Here is a 17,016-nt window from a genome sequence, read left to right as displayed (position 1 = left end):
CCACTGTTCGTTACTTAAGTCTCCTCGGTTCATCTTTACTACATAGCGATCGCCTATTTTTTTAGGATACAACGAGTTTGAAAACACGCCCTAGCGCCTGCCGTAGAATGCCCGTTCCCGGAGCGTCTCGTAGAGAAGGGCTGTAGGGATTTCCCCAAGTGGAGCATCTGGCGTGTGGGGTGCAATGACTGTGGAAATCATAACTAATTATCCGAACATAATATTAATTACCAATTACAAATTAGTATGATTCCCCCTGTCAGAGCGCCAGAATTACCACACAACTACTCTTGGCTTAACACCAATAAACCCTTGTCTCTCACACAATTCAAGGGTAGAGTCGTAATTTTAGACTTTTGGACATATTGTTGCATCAATTGTTTGCATATTCTGCCAAACCTGAAATATTTAGAACAAAAGTATAAAGATAGCCTTACCGTTATCGGTATTCATTCTGCCAAATTTGATAACGAAAAAGAAACAGAAAACATCCGCCAAGCTATCTTGCGCTACGACATTGAACATCCGGTTTTAGTTGACAGCAATTTTCGAGTTTGGGAAGAATATGCTGTACGTGCTTGGCCTACGTTAATCATTATTGATCCAGAAGGTTACGTGATTGGTCAGATTTCTGGGGAAGCAAACCGTGACGCTTTAGATGAATTGATTCAAAAGTTAATTCAGCAACACCAAGACAAAGGCACAATTAGTTTCCAAGAAATCAGCTTAACTTTAGAAAAACAGCGCCAACCATTAATCACACCCCTAGCCTTTCCTGGTAAAGTTCTAGCTACCCAAGCGGGTTTGTTTATCGCTGACTCTGGACATCATCGCCTAGTTATGAGTAGCTTCGACGGCGAAATTCTGCATTTAATTGGTACTGGAAAATCTGGCTTAACTGATGGTGCTTTTAACGAAGCGCAGTTTTTTGCACCACAGGGAATGGCATTTGATGCCGAAAATCAAATTCTTTATGTTGCTGATACAGAAAATCATACCCTGCGGCGACTTGACTTGAAGCGTCAAGTAGTGAAGACTATTGCAGGAACTGGTGAACAAAGCCGCAATATTCGTCCTCATGGCGGTGCTGGTTTAGAAACCGCGCTAAATTCTCCTTGGGATTTAGTGAAAGTGGGAAATACCTTGTTTATTGCAATGGCTGGGCCGCATCAAATTTGGCAAATGGACTTAGAAACTGGCATCATTAAAACTTATGCTGGTACTGGTGCAGAAGCTTGCATTAATGGTTCTCTTACTGAATCCGCCTTTGCTCAACCCAGTGGTATCACCACCGATGGAAAAGAATTATATATAGCTGACAGTGAAGTTAGTTCAATTCGTAGCGTTGCAATTGTAGAACCGTACCAAGTGCGAACTGTTTGCGGTAGTGGAGGTTTATTTAGTTTTGGCGATGTAGATGGACAGGGTGAAGATGTCCGTTTACAACACTGTTTAGGAGTGGGATACGCTCAGAATCATCTGTGGGTAGCAGATACCTACAATCACAAAATCAAATTAGTTAGTTCCAGTGGTAATTGTCAAACAGTTTTAGGAGATGGTTCTGCGGGTTTACAAGATGGCCAATGTAAAAATAGTCGGTTTTTTGAACCTTCGGGATTGAGTGCGATCGCTTCTTTTTTATATATTGCCGATACCAATAATCATGCCATCCGTCGCGTAGATTTGAATACTCTTGAGGTGACAACACTAGAGTTTTTTGGTTTGTGTGCGCCAGATGTTTGTATTCCGCCTAATTTATAGAATGATAATATCACGCAAAGACGTAGAGTTTTTAATTACGCTTTTGCGTGAGATTTTAAAGAGAATAAATTAAATAGTTCTACTGTCGGTTAAAGTTTGAAAAGGATAGGTTCAAAATTTTCATCCTTAATTATAAATTTATCTGCCTTGATACCTTTAGGTGTGTCAAACAGTAAATCTACAGAACGAGCTTCACCTGGAGAAAAAGGTTTACTTAACAAATCAACATCATATTTTATTTCCCTATCTTTCAAATCATATTTGTTGCCTTTTGAGTCAACTAATTTTGAGGAAAAAATATGGAACCATGCATCATCCTCTCGTTGTCTTTTGCCACTTGTATTTTTAACAGTTACAGAAACCAATGTCCAAACTTCAGCCGCTTCGTATGTACTGTACTTTCCTTGAATTTTCTGTCCTGCATATTTAACACCTGTTGCGCTAACTTCCCAACCTTTGCGATTAACTTTGCCGTTAACTGCTTTTGAAACTGGTTCAATATTAGTAGTATCGGCAGCATTTGCTTGAGATGATGAAGGCTCTAATTTGGCTTGTTGCGGAGGTGTACAGGCAGCAATGATAAGTAACAATGCTGCAATAGATAAGTATTTAAATTTATTCATGTTACACTCTGGTTGTATATCCAAACCTCTTTAACCCTTTTGAGAGGTTCGTTATTATAGTTCCCAAAAATTGATCAATATTAACAAATGATAAAATTTAATAAGCTTAACTACCTCTAATTTTTGAGAACAAGGGGTAGGTTGGGTTTCGTTCCTCAACCCAACCTACAAATATTTTATTTTTTCATAATAATAAAAGAGCATTATCTTTAACGACTTGTATATTAGTATTTTCACTAGTTTGATGTTGACAATTGCAGGTTAAAATAGTTGATCAGTTAAAATTATCATACTGACACTTGCTAAATTAGATTGACTACTAGGATTAACATGAACAAGATATGCCAAGTATTAGACTTTGATGCTGATGTTTTGTTATTTAATAAAGATACGTATATCGTTAGCAGATTCAAAGAATTGATATCTCAAAATTTTAGACAGAAATTTTGTACAAGCTTGGCTAATACTAATGTCACTGTTTCAGGAAGTTTTCAAAAGTTAGGCATAAATGAAATAAATTTTCCAGTAGAAGATATCACATGGCAATCTTCTGGCCCAGGCATAAACTGTAAGGTTTTCAAAGTTGGTTCTACAGACTGGCAAGCCGGGAAACTCAGAATAAAAGTATCTACAGAAATTATTCCTCCCTTAACTCACAGGGAAGTTGAAAAACTGAACATTACTGTTGTGTTAGAATTTTATCCTGATAATCTTATTGAACCCGAATCACCTTTAGATGATATTCGTAAAATGATACAAGCAACATGAAAACTATCCTCCACATTATCAAACGCCAACAATGGAAAGAAGCAAAAATAATTGGTAGATATCGGGCTGATTCGTTAGACAGTGAAGGTTTTATACATTGTTCAAAACCAACACAAATACTCAAAGTTGCAAAGAGATTTTTTGATAATCAAAAAGAATTGGTATTACTTTTTATTGATTCTGATCAAGTACAAGCTGAAATTCGCTATGAACCTGCTGAAATAGGCGAATTATTTCCTCATATTTATGGGGAATTAAATATTGATGCTGTATATCAGGTGATTGATTTTGAAGCTGGGGAAGATGGTTTATTTGAGTTACCGCAAGAAGTTATAGATTTATAATAACGAACCCCAAAGGACGCAAAGGACGCGAAGGAGGAGAGATGAAAAGTCAAGGGTTTGATGTGGTGCGATCACACCCCCAGGATTTTGATCCAGCGACACGCGATCACCAATTCATAACCCCAACTCAAAGCATTCCGCGCTTTACTTAAAGAAGGGGAATTAATAATCTAGAGCAATTGTGACCGAATTTAATTTACAAATCCAAGAAAATAGCGACCGCTCGTCTTCTCTTATGGAGAATGCTGCACCTAGCTTACTTCCCCTTAGGAGTACAATACACTGCGTCAACACTAAAAGCGATCGCCTTGACCGTTACCTTTCCCAAGAATTACCAGATTTATCCCGTTCCCGCATCCAACAGTTAATCGAACAGGGTAATGTCCAACTTAACGACAAAGTTTGCACATCTAAGAAGATCAATGTCAAGCTAGGCGATCGCATTACTCTCGATATACCAGAAGTTCAACCTCTAGAACTGCAAGCAGAAAATATCTCCTTAGATATCCTCTACGAAGACGACCAGTTACTTATTCTTAACAAACCCGCAGGCTTAGTTGTCCATCCTGCACCCGGTCATCCAGATGGCACTTTGGTAAATGCCTTGTTGGCACACTGTCCCAATTTACCAGGAATTGGGGGAATCCAACGTCCGGGAATCGTCCATCGATTGGATAAGGATACAACGGGGGCGATCGCGATCGCTAAAACAGATATTGCCCATCATCACCTACAAGCACAACTCAAAGCAAAAACTGCACGGCGAGAATACTTGGGCGTGGTTTACGGTGCGCCAAAAACTGAAAGTGGTACTATAGACTTGCCAATTGGTCGCCATCCCCAAGACCGCAAGAAAATGGCAATTATAGCCGTTGAACAAGGCGGACGAGTCGCCGTCACTCATTGGCGAGTACTAGAACGCCTTGGTAACTTCACCTTAATCCACTTTCAATTAGAAACTGGACGCACCCATCAAATTCGCGTCCACAGCACCAAAATGGGTCATCCAATTGTCGGCGATTCAGTTTATAGTTCTGGTCATTCAGTGGGGGTAAATTTGCCCGGTCAAGCACTGCACGCTTGGCGACTAAAATTGCAGCATCCCCTATCTGCGGAGTTGATTGAGGTGACAGCTACTCCTCCCATCCACTTTACAAAACTTGTGGAGATGTTAAAAAGACGGATTGCCCTGTAAAACTAACGATTAGCGTGCATTAGACATGGGATAGAGTCTGTTTCACTAGTTATATCTAAATGAAACTCCTACATAACCCAAGACTTATGCACGCTATAAAATGGTCAAATTGATGTATTAGCTAGCTGCCGACCAAAAATCGTTATTTAATTCCAGGTAACTGGCGATAAGGTACAGACTTTTCGATATCGATGTTGTATGGCGAGAGCCTTTGTGGAACGTTGCCAGTTGCATTGATACTTTGTGCCAAAGCCAAGAATAAAGCTGGATCGCCAGCCTTGGGCTTTTGCTCTTGTGGAAGGAATCTGCGTACTTCTACCTGCCAAATGATTTGGGGGAAACCCAGTTTGGCACGGTGGTAATCTTCGTATCGTGGAGATTTGATGTTGAAAGGCAACTCACCCTCAGATTGAGATGGGAGTATCCGACGCCGCTGATAAGGCACTGTGGAGTATCCAAAATTGCTCAGGTACTCTTCAGTATTGAGCACTTCATCAATAAAGCCTCTAATACCCTTGGTAGCGACTACAATTGACCAGGCAATTTTTTCCCGTTCGTTGTATGGATCGCGTCCTAGAACCCGCTGGATTACTTGCTCAACAAAGCGATAATTATTGTTGAGGTCGTAGAAGCTTTTCTTAAAGGTATTGGAAAGCACCAACCCACGAATAAAGTCCCGTACTGTAATTTGTCCATTACGGAGTTGGGATTCTAAATATGTTTCGCGATCAGCAGCAAAGGCATAAAAGAAAAGTTGACGATACGCTGCTTCGATCAGATCACCTAAATCTGACGGGGACAGTATATTGTCTGTAGTAAAAATCCTGGGCTGTTCATCACCCGGTACTTCATATGCAGCTACACGCTGGTTTTGGCTTGAAGGGTCATATTCTAACAGAGGAATTGCCACTCTAAGGCCTCCATGTTCTTAATTAAAGTTAACAACTTTAAATCATATATTAAGGGAGTAGTTGGATCAGAACCTCAAATTCTGATAAAATTTCACGAAACTTAACTAAGGAGAGTTTAAGTATTGTGATCAAAACGATTAGCTTGCTGGATTAAATCCATAGCTAATCAATAAAGGCAGTGAGACTTCCAGCTTAATGACTACGTAAATTACTAAAAACTTTGTTCACATATTTCAGATTAGAAGATTCAGTTTCACCTTTGTAAACTGGAGCAATAATTTTTAACATTTAGCAAAAGAAATTAATGGGGCATGGGGCATTGGTTATTTCCCCCTGCTTTCCTGCCCCCTGCTTCCTTCAGCGACCTATCCAAAATTCCAGGGGATCTATGGTTGACTTACAGTAAGGCCAACTACGCAAAGTTGCTTCCATCCCTGCTTCCCAGTGGGGTGATTCCAATCCCAGTCCTAAACATAGATGAGATAGGATGCTAGCAAACTGCTGATTGTGACCAAAGTCTCCTAAATGGGCATGGGCGTATTCATGGACGATTACGCCAAACCAGTCTTTAGGTGCAATTCGACCGACATCTACCAAAATCGTGATTGGGTTTGTAAAAATGTTGCACAGCCCATCTATGCCGAAGGATTGAGCTATAGGTACTGCAAAAATTTCGATCTGGCGACGCTCTTGGGGATGAAAGCACTGATGACAAACTTCTAGATAGGCGTTGATCTGAGTATTAACGGTGTTAATATTCTCACCGATCCAGGTGCAAATGGGGATGCGATCGCGCAAGTTATCAAACACATCCACCATACCCGGTTCTAAGGCAAGTCCCTGTACCAGATGCAGATAATCTGCACCACGAGTAAAAGCATCGCTGTGCTTGAGATAATTCACCAGCCCAAAACTGAATAAAATTGTCTTTTTTCTAGAACATCCTGCCCAAGTCTTTCTGTTACTTCTTCTGTAGTGGAAAGCTCAACAGAAGTTTCAATACGGGTTTCGGTACAAAATGATGCTGTGCTGAAGCCGCCAAATCGTTTTACTGTACTGGTTCGCAGTCGCATATTTGGGCTGGCGAACCAGAATCGCTCAATCGAACTCATTGTTTCGTATTCGGTTGTCAACACTAGTCCATCTTCATCATCCATGTGAAAAAGACCGACTACAGGCATAATTTCGGCATAGCCTCTTTCGCGGAGTAATTTGCCAACCCTTGGGTTATCGCCATCAGGCACGATCGCAAATATAGTTTTCCCCTGATGGTTCTCCTCATCCTCTCTATCCCAAGCCATTGTGCCTAGCCAACGTACACGCGACCCTCCTACTGAAAGGCTGGGGTCAATCTGATGATACTGGCACAGTTCTATGATTTCTGGATGATCGGCATCCAGAGTTTCTACCTGTATATCCGATTCTCCCGTCTCTGAGCGCTTGAAGGCCAAATGATGAGTTGCACGTTGCGATCGCCACTTACCAGCACTTAGCTGAAAAAATTCCATTGCGTCTATCAATCTTGTGACTCCTACTTATTACTCCTGCGGATGATATTTTACGGGTTCTTTCTTTTTAGAGTTATTGGTATATAAACATTCTAAACATTACAGCCATTAGCGGTCAGCTTCAATAAACTCCCTACAAAGGGAAAGGCAGATGTGTTTTTCAACACTTGTAAATTTTTATTATGATGATATCATATAGCTTGACAATGTGGACTATTTAATATCTACGTGCTAAAATACTGGAAAGCGATGTTTACGATGGGCTACGCCTACGCGTTCACACTAGCAGTAACAACAAATACCCTTCGATTCAGTCAATCAGAGGAGTCGCTCATGGACTTACCAGTCGAATTAACCTTAGAGCAACAGTTTCGCTTACAAAATTTGAAAGACCAGGTAAAAAATTTGAGCCAACAAGAGGCTCAAGAATTTTTGTTAGAAGTTTTACGGCAGATGATGGTGAAAGATAATTTGGTCAAACATCTGCTAAAACAAGCTTAATCTAGTAAAAAACAATATTTTTTCCTTAAGACTTACGCAGTGGCAGAGTTGCAGTGAAATGCGTAAGTCTTAATTTTTTGAGCATTGGGTATTGCGTATGGGGCATTGGAAGAGGTAGAGGGGCAGTTCTTGCTGGGTGCAAGCGTGAGAATTAAAATTACCTCTTTCCCCCTGCTCCCTGCTCCCCTGCTTATTCTCTGATCCCCATGCCCAAGACGAAATATTACAGATTATTACTTTGTCTCTCATAGTAAAGACTACGGTACTATTAATCCCCTATGTTTTTGTTTGGCTACTCACAGTTAATCTGATCGAGAACACGCCAAAAATAATATCCGCCATTTGTGAATATTAAGGAGAACTCATGGTTCTTGATGCTTTTTCCAAAGCTGTAATTACGGCAGATGCCAAAACCGCTGCTATCGGTGGTGCTGAATTAGCAGCCCTTAAGTCTTTCATTGCTGATGGCAACAAGCGCCTTGATGCTGTGAATGCGATCGCTAGCAACTCTAGCTGTGCGGTTTCTGATGCAATTGCTGGGATTGCCTGTGAAAACCAAGGTTTAATTCAAGCTGGTGGTAACCTGTACCCAACTCGTCGCCATGCTGCTTGCCTACGTGATGCCGAAATCATGCTGCGCTATGTAACCTATGCGCTATTGGCTGGTGATTCTTCTGTATTGGATGATCGTGCTCTGAATGGGCTGAAAGAAACCTATACAGCTTTGGGCGTCCCCACCGGCTCTTCTGTACGTGCTGTACAGCTTTTGAAGGCTATCAGCGTCGCTCACATCACCAACACCAACACTGAAGCTAACGCTGGTAAAAGGTTCCGCAAGCAAGAAGTAATTCAAGGCGACTGCTCTGCTCTAGCTGCTGAAGCTGCTAGCTACTTTGATCGCATTATTTCTGCTCTGAGCTAATAGCTCATGGCTAACGGCTATTAGCCAAACGAACTGAAATTCAAACCCGATCAAATCCCATCTGGAGTATAAAAAGTAATGAAATCAGTTATTACCACGGTTATTACATCTGCTGATGCAGCAGGTCGTTTCCCAAGCACCTCTGATTTAGAATCCGTCCAAGGTAGCATTCAACGTGCTAACGCTCGTCTAGAAGCTGCTGAAAAGCTGGCTTCTGGGATCGATGCTGTAGCTAAAGAAGGTTATGATGCTGCCTTCAAGAAGTATCCTTACTTGAACCAAGACGGTGAAGCTGGCGATACCCAAGGTAAGAAAGACAAGTGCCTGCGCGACATCAAGCACTACCTGCGCCTAATCAACTACAGCTTAGTTGTAGGTGGTACTGGTCCTTTGGATGAGTGGGGTATTGCAGGTGCTCGTGAAGTGTATCGCTCTTTGAATCTGCCTACTGCTCCCTACGTTACCGCAATGACTTACACCCGCGATCGCGCTTGCGCTCCTCGTGATTTGTCTCCTCAAGCGTTGGTTGAGTTCCGCAATCTCCTCGACTATGTAATCAACTCCCTGTCATAATCACACGGATTGACTAGACGAGCGATTGTCATACTCTAGAACTAGGGACTCTCAGTCTGTTGCTTTGCCTAAATTAGGTTGAGTAATCGGCTTGGAGTCCCTCAGTTGTGATTAATATTTATCATTTATCTCTATCTTGAAGTTAAGAAATTTAAACAGCGAAATTTTCTCTTATGACAATAGATTCTTTATTTGAACAATTGAAACACCCCAACCCCAATCTGCGGGAACGAGCCATGTGGGAACTGGCTGATGTTCGTGATGAAAATACTATTCCTCGGCTGATGAGTATTTTGGATGAAGAAGATGTGACCTACCGTCGAGCTGCCGTAAAGGCATTGGGTGCCATTGGTATAGATGCTGTACCGTCACTAGTAGAGTCATTGCTGAACAGCGATGATGGAACTATTCGGGGCAGTTGTGCCAAAGCCCTAGCACAAGTCGCGGCCAACCATCCAGACGTACCCTTCCCCGATGTGGGCTTACAGGCATTAAAAACAGCCCTTAATGATCCAAATGGTGTTGTTTATATTGCATCTGTAATGGCTCTGGGTGAGATTGGTTCCCCTGCCTTTGAAATTTTAACTGAAGCTCTGAAAACAACGGATAATGTTGCGGTGGCTGTGGCGATCGTCAATGCACTCGGTTCTATGGGTGATATCCGGGGAGTGGAAGTGCTAAGGGCATTGACAAATAATGAATCTGTCGATCCATATGTTCGAGAGTCAGCAGTAAGTGCTTTGCCGCGATTAGATCAGGTGATTAATTACAACAGAGGGTAGCGATCGCTCTTAAATATAAGTACCTTGATCAATCGTAGTCAGAAAAATCAAAATTCAATTGAAAATGTCCCCAGAACAGCAAAAGGAGCACCAGGAGTAATTTGTTGTCTGCTGTAGGTACCCTCAATGTAATTCACATCAAAAATATTTTTGAAGTTAATTCCCGCCCGCCAGTTATTTCTCTTATAAAAGATGCTGGCATCGGTACGCAGATAGCTGCTTAATTCATAGGTGTTCTCTAAGTCGCCTTCCCTTTCACCAACGTAAAATAACCCCAAGCCAAAGCCTAACCCCTGCAAATCACCCCGCTGGATTTGATAGGTTGTCCACAGACTTGCCCCATTATAGGGCACATCTTCAAATCGATTTCCTTGTAGGGGACTATTGTCTTTTGTGACTTTGGCATCTGTATAGCCGTAGTTGGCAATAATATTCCAGCCCGGAAGAATTTCTCCAGCAACATCCAATTCAATACCCTGACTTCCTTGTTCTCCAACCGCAATGCTATAGTCTGTATTATTTGGATCGGTTGTGGCAACATTAGTCTTGGTTATGTCATAGGCAGCTAAATTGGCCGAGAGTCTGCTGTTAAAAAATTCTCCTCTAATCCCCACCTCATACTGAGTGCCGCGCTCCGGCTCCAAGATTGAACCACTGACTGTTGTGGCAGTATTTGGAGCAAACGATTGGCTATAACTGGCATAGAGTGACAGTGGGGGTACGGGTTGGTAGACAATGCCAATTCTCGGTGTGAAAGCATTGGCCTGTACCTGGGTATTAGTGTTAGCCCCTGCACTGTTTGTAAAGCTGCTTCCTTGATCTACAATGTCGAAGCGCCCACCCAATAATAGTTTCAAATTATCAGCTAGGGCAACCTGATCTTGCAGATAAATACCTAGATAGTCTAGACTATTATTGAAGGTAACGTTAAATGGAAGATCCTCTCGTCTAGGTCTTGGGGTGACACGGTAAACTGGGTTGAAAATATTAATGCCGGGGGCACCACCAAATGCAAAGTAGTTATGTAGGTCGTTAATATCGCGATTGAGATCGACACCGAATAAGAGGGTGTGTTTGACTGAGCCTGTGGCAAACTTACCAATCAAGTTGGTTTGGAGACTATAGCTTTGATTAGTTCCTTTATTATCGCTCCAACTCCTGCTCAAGTTGCCAGTCGTTTCATCAAGAGTGCTATACCTTGCTCCAATAAACCTCTGATCGCTCGAAGAAAAGCGGAAAGCATTGCGAAGTGTCCAATTTTCGCTAAAGCGATGTTCTAGTCGATAACTGGCGCTCAACTCATTCCTGAAAGAGATATTGTCTGGCTCATCCACAACACGACTATACGGAATGTCTGCAATTTTTCTACCAATTGGTGGGATTCCTGTAATGTCGAACGGTCGCGTATCATCTAAATAGGAAAATTCAAAGGTCAAATCGGTGCGATCGCTAATCTTCCAAGTCACCACAGGCGAGACAAAAAACCGATAAACGCCTTGGTCAAAGTCGCGAAAGTTCCCATTACTTTCATAAACGGCATTCAATCGATAGAGCAACGTGCGATCGCGATTCAACGGACCTGAAAAATCAATACTGGGTCGAACCAGACCAAAGCTTCCTGCTTGCAGTTCTACCGAATAAAAAGGTTCTAATAAAGGTTGCTTCGTCACCAAGTTAATAATACCACCTGGTTCGACGGTGCCAAACAGTACCGAGGCAGGTCCCTTTAGTACCTCAATTCTCTCCAGATTGGCAGTTTCATTGATTATTGTTCGATCACCATTCTGCCTGAAGCCATCTTTGAAAATAACGCCCCCAAAACCTCGAATGGAAAAAACGTCCCGTGTGCCTCCAAACGAGCTTCCTGATTGAACTCCAGATACATTTCGCAGAGCATCCGTGAGGCGGAAAGTTTGCTGGTCTTTGAGTACCTGTTGCGGTACTACCTGAATCGACTGGGGAATGTCGCGTAGAGGAGTATCGGTTCTCGTAGCTGTTGTCGCATTAGATGCATTATAGCTATCCTGCTCACCTGTCACTACTAACTCAATTGGCTGATCACCCTGTGCTGATGGTTGACTTGGTTGTGTCTGACTTGGCGGCTGTTGTGTTTGGGGTTGCACCTGTTGCCCTCTTGGTGCAGTACTCGCAACACTGAAGATAATACCCTCGTTAGCACTGTCATACAACTCTACAGTCGGTATACTTTTTTCACCTGTCACACTCACCCGGATAGTCTTAGCATCGAAGTTTGTGACGGTGATCTCGGTAACACCTGCAATTGGCTTATCCGAGCGGAATGTAAATGCTTCGCCCGACGGTAGGCGCAGTTGAGCATTGGGAACATCAACAATGAAGCTATTACCAGCACTACGATTTACAAGTTGTAATTGTTGACCAAGTAATGTCTGTAAAATAATATCCACACCTTTGCCAGTGGGATTTGCCTGAACTTGAGTAACTTGTACAACTTCTGATATTGGAGACTGTACTAACATTTCGGCGCTAGTGAGCGGAAGTTTGATTTCGCGGATACTAGGGATATTAGCGAGATCAAATTTTTGCGCTTGCGTTTGTGCCAACCCAGGCGCAATACCCAATAGAAATAGGGTGCTTACCATCAACACCACTTGTTGCAATTTATTTGTCATCACTCCACACACCTTGCGTTAAAGAATTTGAGAAAAATTCACTCAATCGACAATTATTATCAAGAATCTTACCTCAAATGGAGTTAATGTTAATAAGTGCGCCTTCTTGCAGCCGGACTTTTTTAGCAAATTTTCAGCATTGTATCGACATTGATAATTTATACATAAGTCAAATACAGATTTACAATCAATTTTTTGCTATCAACTTAATCGTTTCTGTAGTCTGCGAGGAGCGATTTTTTCCCTTGTAGCGATACCACCACATCACAAAGCCAGTAACAGATAAGATTAACGGTGCAAGTCCAACAAATAGGTAGAAAATGCGAGTAGGCCAGCCACCAAATGTACCATAGTGTAAAGGACTAAAAGAATTGAGGATGCGATCGCCCAATGACTGTTTCAAAGAATTATCGACTCGCAAAACCTTACCACTGTATTGGTCAAGATAAACACTGCTTTGACCATAGTCGTCAGTTTCGTGGGGAAGTTTAAAGGCAACATTTAAAGCTTCTTCTGGTTTAGTTGGAAAATAAATCCTCCTGAGTGTTCCATTCGGTAAAGCAGTTTGAGCCGTTTTTAATTGTTCTTTTAGTCCGAGTGGAGACTTACCAGCAACAACAACAGAAACAGGATCTGGTTGCTGCTTGGAGAAGGTGAGTGCGTAGATTACTGGGTTGGCTACATCAGAGAAGTTCCAGCAAAATCCCGTGAAAAATGTAAATATCAGAAATATTGCTGCAATCACACCAGCTACTTTGTGAACATCAAAGTTCACTCGCTTGACATGGGCATTCCACTTGATTTTAAAGCCAGATATTAACTTGCGCCAACCAGGCCAAAGGATAATACCTGTAATACTCATAAACGACATCAGTAAACCAATAATGCCCACAAACTTATTGCCAATATTACCGCCTAAAAGCTCATAGTGGAGTGGGTAGACAATATCATAAAACTTTTGGATGAAGGTTGGCTTTAAATTATTGTCGAGAATCTTTCCTGTATAAGGGTTAACGTAGTTTTCTGTCCATTCGTTTTGTTTGGTTTTGAGAATAACATTCATCGGCTCATTTGGCTTTGAAGGCAGGTAAATCCTTTGCACTGGTGCGTCTGGTTGATCGGCATAGGTTTTTTTGACAGTGTTAAGAACAACTTCAACAGGGAGTGGTTCACCTTGAGGAGTAATTGTGCCAATTCGGCGCTGCTGATCAAAGTTGCTAATTTCGGAGTGGAAGACTAATAAAGTACCGGTTAAACCGACAATAATTGTAATCAGTCCCACCGCTAAACCGATGTAGCGATGTAAGGTAAATACCAAGTCGCGTAGTTTTTTAGAGTTCATATCAGGTTCCTTAAAATATTTTTGTTTGCCAAGCCAGAGGGGAGTCAGCCGTGGAGAATGGGGTTAGAACTGCCAAGAAATCGTTCCCTGCACTGTAAAGGGCGCACCAGGATAGACTTGGAATCTATTCTGTACGCCTTCGTAATACGTGGTGTCAAATAAATTCTTGAAATTGATTGCGGCTCTGAATTTGTCAGCGGTGTAGTAGAGAGCCGCATCAACACGGGCATAGCTTGACACTTCAAAGGAGTTGTCTAGATCGCCCGCTCGTGCATCGACAAAAAATACACCCCCACCAATACCCAGCCCTTTCAAAGAACCATTCTGGAGGGAGTAAGTAGTCCAAAGGCTGGCAGTGTTATAAGGAACATTGTTAAGGCGGTTGCCAACTGCAAAGGTGTTATCCTCAGTGATTTTGGCATCGGTGTAGGCATAGGAGGCGATGATCTTCCATCCGCGCAGAATTTCACCTGCAATATCAAAGTCAATGCCTTGACTGCGCTGTTCTCCGACTTGAATCGAAAAATCGGGATTGGCAGGATCGGTGGTCAGGATATTGCTCAACGTGATGTCATAAAACGCCAGCGTTGAGGAGAGACGACCATTCGCCAGTTCTCCTTTAACTCCCACCTCGTAGCCAGTACCGCGTTGAGGATCAAAAGAGTCCCCGCTCAAACTTCTTCCAGAGACCGGAGTGAATGAGCGTGTATAGCTGGCATACAGCGAAATTTCTGGAATCGGTTGATAGACGATGCCCACGCGCGGGGAAAATGCGTCAGCATCGGTTTCGGTGGGTTGACCATTGCTTGCCGAGTCGTCGTTGTAAGTATCAAACCGACCGCCCAGAACTAGTTTGAGATTGTCAAGTAAGGTGATTTGGTCCTGTAAGTAAACTCCAAATGATGTGACCTGATCTTTTCCTTGATTAGGCAACGGGTCAAAGGCACCAAACGTAAAGTTGTAGTCGGGATTGAAAATGTTGATCGTTCCTGCATCTCGGCCGATATATGAGTAGGAGTCAAACTGTCGGGCAAATTCTAAACCAAATAAAACGGTGTGCTGAATCGAACCTGTATTGAATTTGGCAGTCAGATCGTTTTGAAACGTATAAGTTTCAAAGTGTTGCGCCCCCCGAGCATCACCAATCGAAAGAAAGCGGTCATCTTCTAACGGTCCTGCAAACGTTGCCACGTTATTCTTCCGTTGCTCTTCGCTAGAACTGGTGTAGCGGAAGGCAGACCGTAGAGAAAGGTTGGAACTGAAGCGATGATCCAGGTACAACGTTGTCCTGGTTTCGGCAAAATCCCCATCACCCGCAGCACCGAGTAAGCGACTGATGGGAATGTCTGCCACACGATTGTTGCTGAGGACAACCAGACCGCGATCAATCGGTCGTGAATCGTGTATGTAACTAACTTCTGCGGTCAGTTTTGTATCAGGACTAATTTGCCAGGCAAGGGTAGGGGCAATAATGAATCTTTCCGTGTCCACGAAATCACGAAAGCTACCAGCACTTTCATAAGCAGCATTCAGGCGGTACGCCAATTTTTTATCGGCTGTCAACGGACCGGAAAAATCGATAGTAGGACGGTAGAAGCTATAGTTGCCCGCTGTGAAGCTGACGTTGTAGTAAGGATTGAGCAACGGCTGCTTGGTGACAAAGTTGATAATTCCAGCGGGATCTGCCTGTCCGAACAAGACAGAAGCCGGACCTTTTAGCACTTCAATCCGCTCAATGTTGGCAAGATCGGTTTGGGTTCGAGTTGAGTAAAAGTCTTCGCGAAAGCCGTTCCGAAATTGCGTTGCTGTAAAACCACGCACATTAAAATCTTCTGAACGATTCCCCGATGCAGTGGAAAAATTGACCCCGCTGACGTTTCGCACCACCTCTCGAATGCTGGTAGCTCCCTGATCTTCAATCACTTGGCGTGGGATGACCTGAATAGAAGCGGGGATATCACGTAGGGGCGTATCAGTTTTGGTCGCAGTTGATCCATCTGTCACCCGATATCCGTCTTGCTCGCCTGTCACCACTAACTCAATTGGCTCATCACCTGAAGCTGATGGTTGACTTGGCTGTGTCTGAGCTTCAGGCTGCTGTATTTGGGGTTGTTGTGTTGTTTGGGGCTGCTGTTGCGCCCTTAGTGTAGTACTAGCCACACTGAAGATTACACCTTCGTCTGGACTATCAAACAACTCGACAACTGGCACGAGAGTTTCCCCTGTGACTGTTACTCGGATAGTCTGGGCATCAAAGTTAGTTACCGTTATCTGTGTCACACCCACTATTGGCTTATCCGAGCGAAATGTGAATGCATCCCCACTAGGCAGGCGCAGTTGTGCATTGGGAATATCAGTGATAAAACTATTGCCAGATGAACGATTGAGCAATTGTAACTGTTGTCCTTTGTTAGTCTGTAGAATTACCTCCAAGCCTTTAGAAGTAGGATTTGCTTTAACTGCTGTCACTTGTACAATTTCTGGCACGGGTACTGTTTGCGGTGCTGGCGACTGTACTAGTTGCTGGGCGCTGGTGGTCTTTCGTTCTACTTCACTGAGTCGTGGAATCTCTCTAATCGTTCTCTTATTGGGTAATACTGATACAACAAATTTAGCTTGTACTTGTTTATTTACTTCAGTAGCTGTTACGCTTGTCGCAATGCATAACCAAACAGAGCTTGTAAGCAAAACAATCTTCAATATCTGCTTTAATACCATTTGCTACCCCTACACTTACTCTCCACTTACCACTCTCTCTAAATTGCAGCAAATAGCTGTTAGTTCCTGAGATTAATAATCAGCTACTTGAGAATAAATATTACAGGGAATGAGTAATCAATTGCAAATAATTGTCAGCTTTTTTAACAAGGAGAATTTATAGATAAGTCGGTCAGCGTAAATAATTACCGTTGGGATAAGGCGGGAGGCAAAAGGTTTTAGCTTTGTTTACTTTTCTTCACATAGCTTGATTTTATTGTGGCAACTTACTTAATAGGTTTTTAATTAAAATACAGTGATTTCAGTCAATTGATGGACTAAGTTAACGGGACTTAAACAAAAGTAAAAGACAAAAAAAGGTATAATGCTCAACCAGATTAACTTTCACGTTGTAAAAGGCTGATGAAAGAAACGACC

General features: G+C 42.6%; 15 protein-coding genes. 8 read left to right on the top strand and 7 right to left on the bottom strand.

Going from position 1 to position 17,016, the window contains the following annotated elements; genetic code table 11:
- The first annotated feature begins 246 nt into the window (after positions 1–246).
- Entirely contained in the window at positions 247–1,761 is a 1,515-nt protein-coding gene (locus V7L29_RS26735) for a thioredoxin-like domain-containing protein (protein ID WP_334737342.1), read from the top strand.
- A gap of 89 nt (positions 1,762–1,850) precedes the next feature.
- Here the strand turns inward: V7L29_RS26735 and V7L29_RS26730 are convergent, their stop codons facing one another.
- Positions 1,851–2,384 carry a DUF4352 domain-containing protein gene (locus V7L29_RS26730; protein WP_334737341.1) on the bottom strand — a complete coding sequence of 178 codons (534 nt, stop codon included), beginning with the start codon at positions 2,382–2,384 and terminating at the stop codon, positions 1,851–1,853.
- Positions 2,385–2,714: 330 nt separating this feature from the next.
- Here V7L29_RS26730 and V7L29_RS26725 point away from each other — a divergent pair, with 330 nt between their 5' ends.
- The 3 genes from V7L29_RS26725 to V7L29_RS26715 all read left to right on the top strand — a co-directional run bounded on the left by V7L29_RS26725 (position 2,715) and on the right by V7L29_RS26715 (position 4,691).
- On the top strand, positions 2,715–3,152 hold the full coding sequence (locus V7L29_RS26725) for a KGK domain-containing protein (RefSeq protein WP_334737340.1): 438 nt from the start codon (positions 2,715–2,717) through the stop codon (positions 3,150–3,152).
- A complete protein-coding gene (locus V7L29_RS26720; RefSeq protein WP_334737339.1) occupies positions 3,149–3,496 on the top strand; it encodes a DUF952 domain-containing protein in 348 nt (115 codons plus the stop codon). The genes V7L29_RS26725 and V7L29_RS26720 overlap by 4 nt, the downstream gene beginning before the upstream one ends.
- Positions 3,497–3,731: 235 nt before the next feature.
- A complete protein-coding gene (locus V7L29_RS26715) occupies positions 3,732–4,691 on the top strand; it encodes an RluA family pseudouridine synthase (RefSeq protein ID WP_334690209.1) in 960 nt (319 codons plus the stop codon).
- Between the two features lie 142 nt (positions 4,692–4,833).
- On the opposite strand, the gene V7L29_RS26710 is transcribed toward V7L29_RS26715, so the two are convergent.
- The 3 genes from V7L29_RS26710 to V7L29_RS26700 form a co-directional block, all read right to left on the bottom strand.
- On the bottom strand, positions 4,834–5,601 hold the full coding sequence (locus V7L29_RS26710; protein ID WP_334690177.1) for a phycobilisome rod-core linker polypeptide: 768 nt from the start codon (positions 5,599–5,601) through the stop codon (positions 4,834–4,836).
- A gap of 358 nt (positions 5,602–5,959) precedes the next feature.
- On the bottom strand, positions 5,960–6,505 hold the full coding sequence (locus V7L29_RS26705) for a hypothetical protein (RefSeq protein ID WP_334737338.1): 546 nt from the start codon (positions 6,503–6,505) through the stop codon (positions 5,960–5,962).
- Positions 6,502–7,119 (bottom strand): phycobiliprotein lyase, encoded by a 618-nt coding sequence (locus V7L29_RS26700; RefSeq protein ID WP_334737343.1) that lies wholly within the window; start codon positions 7,117–7,119, stop codon positions 6,502–6,504. Before V7L29_RS26700 ends, V7L29_RS26705 begins: the two co-directional genes overlap by 4 nt.
- Before the next feature lie 324 nt (positions 7,120–7,443).
- Here V7L29_RS26700 and V7L29_RS26695 point away from each other — a divergent pair, with 324 nt between their 5' ends.
- The 4 genes from V7L29_RS26695 (at position 7,444) to V7L29_RS26680 (ending at position 9,888) form a co-directional block, all read left to right on the top strand.
- Positions 7,444–7,611 (top strand): NblA/ycf18 family protein, encoded by a 168-nt coding sequence (locus tag V7L29_RS26695; protein WP_300420291.1) that lies wholly within the window; start codon positions 7,444–7,446, stop codon positions 7,609–7,611.
- Between the two features lie 364 nt (positions 7,612–7,975).
- Positions 7,976–8,533 (top strand): bleomycin hydrolase, encoded by a 558-nt coding sequence (locus V7L29_RS26690; RefSeq protein ID WP_334690179.1) that lies wholly within the window; start codon positions 7,976–7,978, stop codon positions 8,531–8,533.
- A gap of 78 nt (positions 8,534–8,611) precedes the next feature.
- The gene (locus V7L29_RS26685) at positions 8,612–9,106 is read left to right on the top strand and encodes a bleomycin hydrolase (RefSeq protein WP_334690180.1); all 495 of its coding nucleotides are present in this window, start codon (positions 8,612–8,614) and stop codon (positions 9,104–9,106) included.
- A 173-nt stretch (positions 9,107–9,279) separates the two neighbouring features.
- On the top strand, positions 9,280–9,888 hold the full coding sequence (locus tag V7L29_RS26680) for a HEAT repeat domain-containing protein (protein ID WP_334690181.1): 609 nt from the start codon (positions 9,280–9,282) through the stop codon (positions 9,886–9,888).
- 47 nt (positions 9,889–9,935) lie between these two features.
- Here the strand turns inward: V7L29_RS26680 and V7L29_RS26675 are convergent, their stop codons facing one another.
- From V7L29_RS26675 to V7L29_RS26665, 3 genes are all read right to left on the bottom strand, one after another.
- On the bottom strand, positions 9,936–12,539 hold the full coding sequence (locus V7L29_RS26675; protein ID WP_334737337.1) for a TonB-dependent receptor: 2,604 nt from the start codon (positions 12,537–12,539) through the stop codon (positions 9,936–9,938).
- Between the two features lie 187 nt (positions 12,540–12,726).
- Positions 12,727–13,881 carry a PepSY-associated TM helix domain-containing protein gene (locus V7L29_RS26670; RefSeq protein WP_334737336.1) on the bottom strand — a complete coding sequence of 385 codons (1,155 nt, stop codon included), beginning with the start codon at positions 13,879–13,881 and terminating at the stop codon, positions 12,727–12,729.
- Positions 13,882–13,944: 63 nt separating this feature from the next.
- On the bottom strand, positions 13,945–16,599 hold the full coding sequence (locus V7L29_RS26665) for a TonB-dependent siderophore receptor (protein WP_334737335.1): 2,655 nt from the start codon (positions 16,597–16,599) through the stop codon (positions 13,945–13,947).
- Between the last annotated feature and the right edge of the window lie 417 nt (positions 16,600–17,016).

Origin of the sequence: Nostoc sp. (assembly GCF_036916575.1) — a bacterium.
Taxonomy (GTDB): domain Bacteria; phylum Cyanobacteriota; class Cyanobacteriia; order Cyanobacteriales; family Nostocaceae; genus Nostoc.
The sequence above is the reverse complement of the archived record's forward strand: the minus strand, read 5'-3'. Positions and strand labels throughout refer to the sequence as shown.

Coding starts and splice junctions, on each gene's coding strand:
- V7L29_RS26690 (WP_334690179.1), top strand. CDS start 7,976: ATGGTTCTTGATGCTTTTTCCAAAGCTGTAATTACGGCAGATGCCAAA.
- V7L29_RS26735 (WP_334737342.1), top strand. CDS start 247: ATGATTCCCCCTGTCAGAGCGCCAGAATTACCACACAACTACTCTTGG.
- V7L29_RS26695 (WP_300420291.1), top strand. CDS start 7,444: ATGGACTTACCAGTCGAATTAACCTTAGAGCAACAGTTTCGCTTACAA.
- V7L29_RS26675 (WP_334737337.1), bottom strand. CDS start 12,539: ATGACAAATAAATTGCAACAAGTGGTGTTGATGGTAAGCACCCTATTT.
- V7L29_RS26680 (WP_334690181.1), top strand. CDS start 9,280: ATGACAATAGATTCTTTATTTGAACAATTGAAACACCCCAACCCCAAT.
- V7L29_RS26725 (WP_334737340.1), top strand. CDS start 2,715: ATGAACAAGATATGCCAAGTATTAGACTTTGATGCTGATGTTTTGTTA.
- V7L29_RS26685 (WP_334690180.1), top strand. CDS start 8,612: ATGAAATCAGTTATTACCACGGTTATTACATCTGCTGATGCAGCAGGT.
- V7L29_RS26730 (WP_334737341.1), bottom strand. CDS start 2,384: ATGAATAAATTTAAATACTTATCTATTGCAGCATTGTTACTTATCATT.
- V7L29_RS26715 (WP_334690209.1), top strand. CDS start 3,732: ATGGAGAATGCTGCACCTAGCTTACTTCCCCTTAGGAGTACAATACAC.
- V7L29_RS26720 (WP_334737339.1), top strand. CDS start 3,149: ATGAAAACTATCCTCCACATTATCAAACGCCAACAATGGAAAGAAGCA.
- V7L29_RS26670 (WP_334737336.1), bottom strand. CDS start 13,881: ATGAACTCTAAAAAACTACGCGACTTGGTATTTACCTTACATCGCTAC.
- V7L29_RS26665 (WP_334737335.1), bottom strand. CDS start 16,599: ATGGTATTAAAGCAGATATTGAAGATTGTTTTGCTTACAAGCTCTGTT.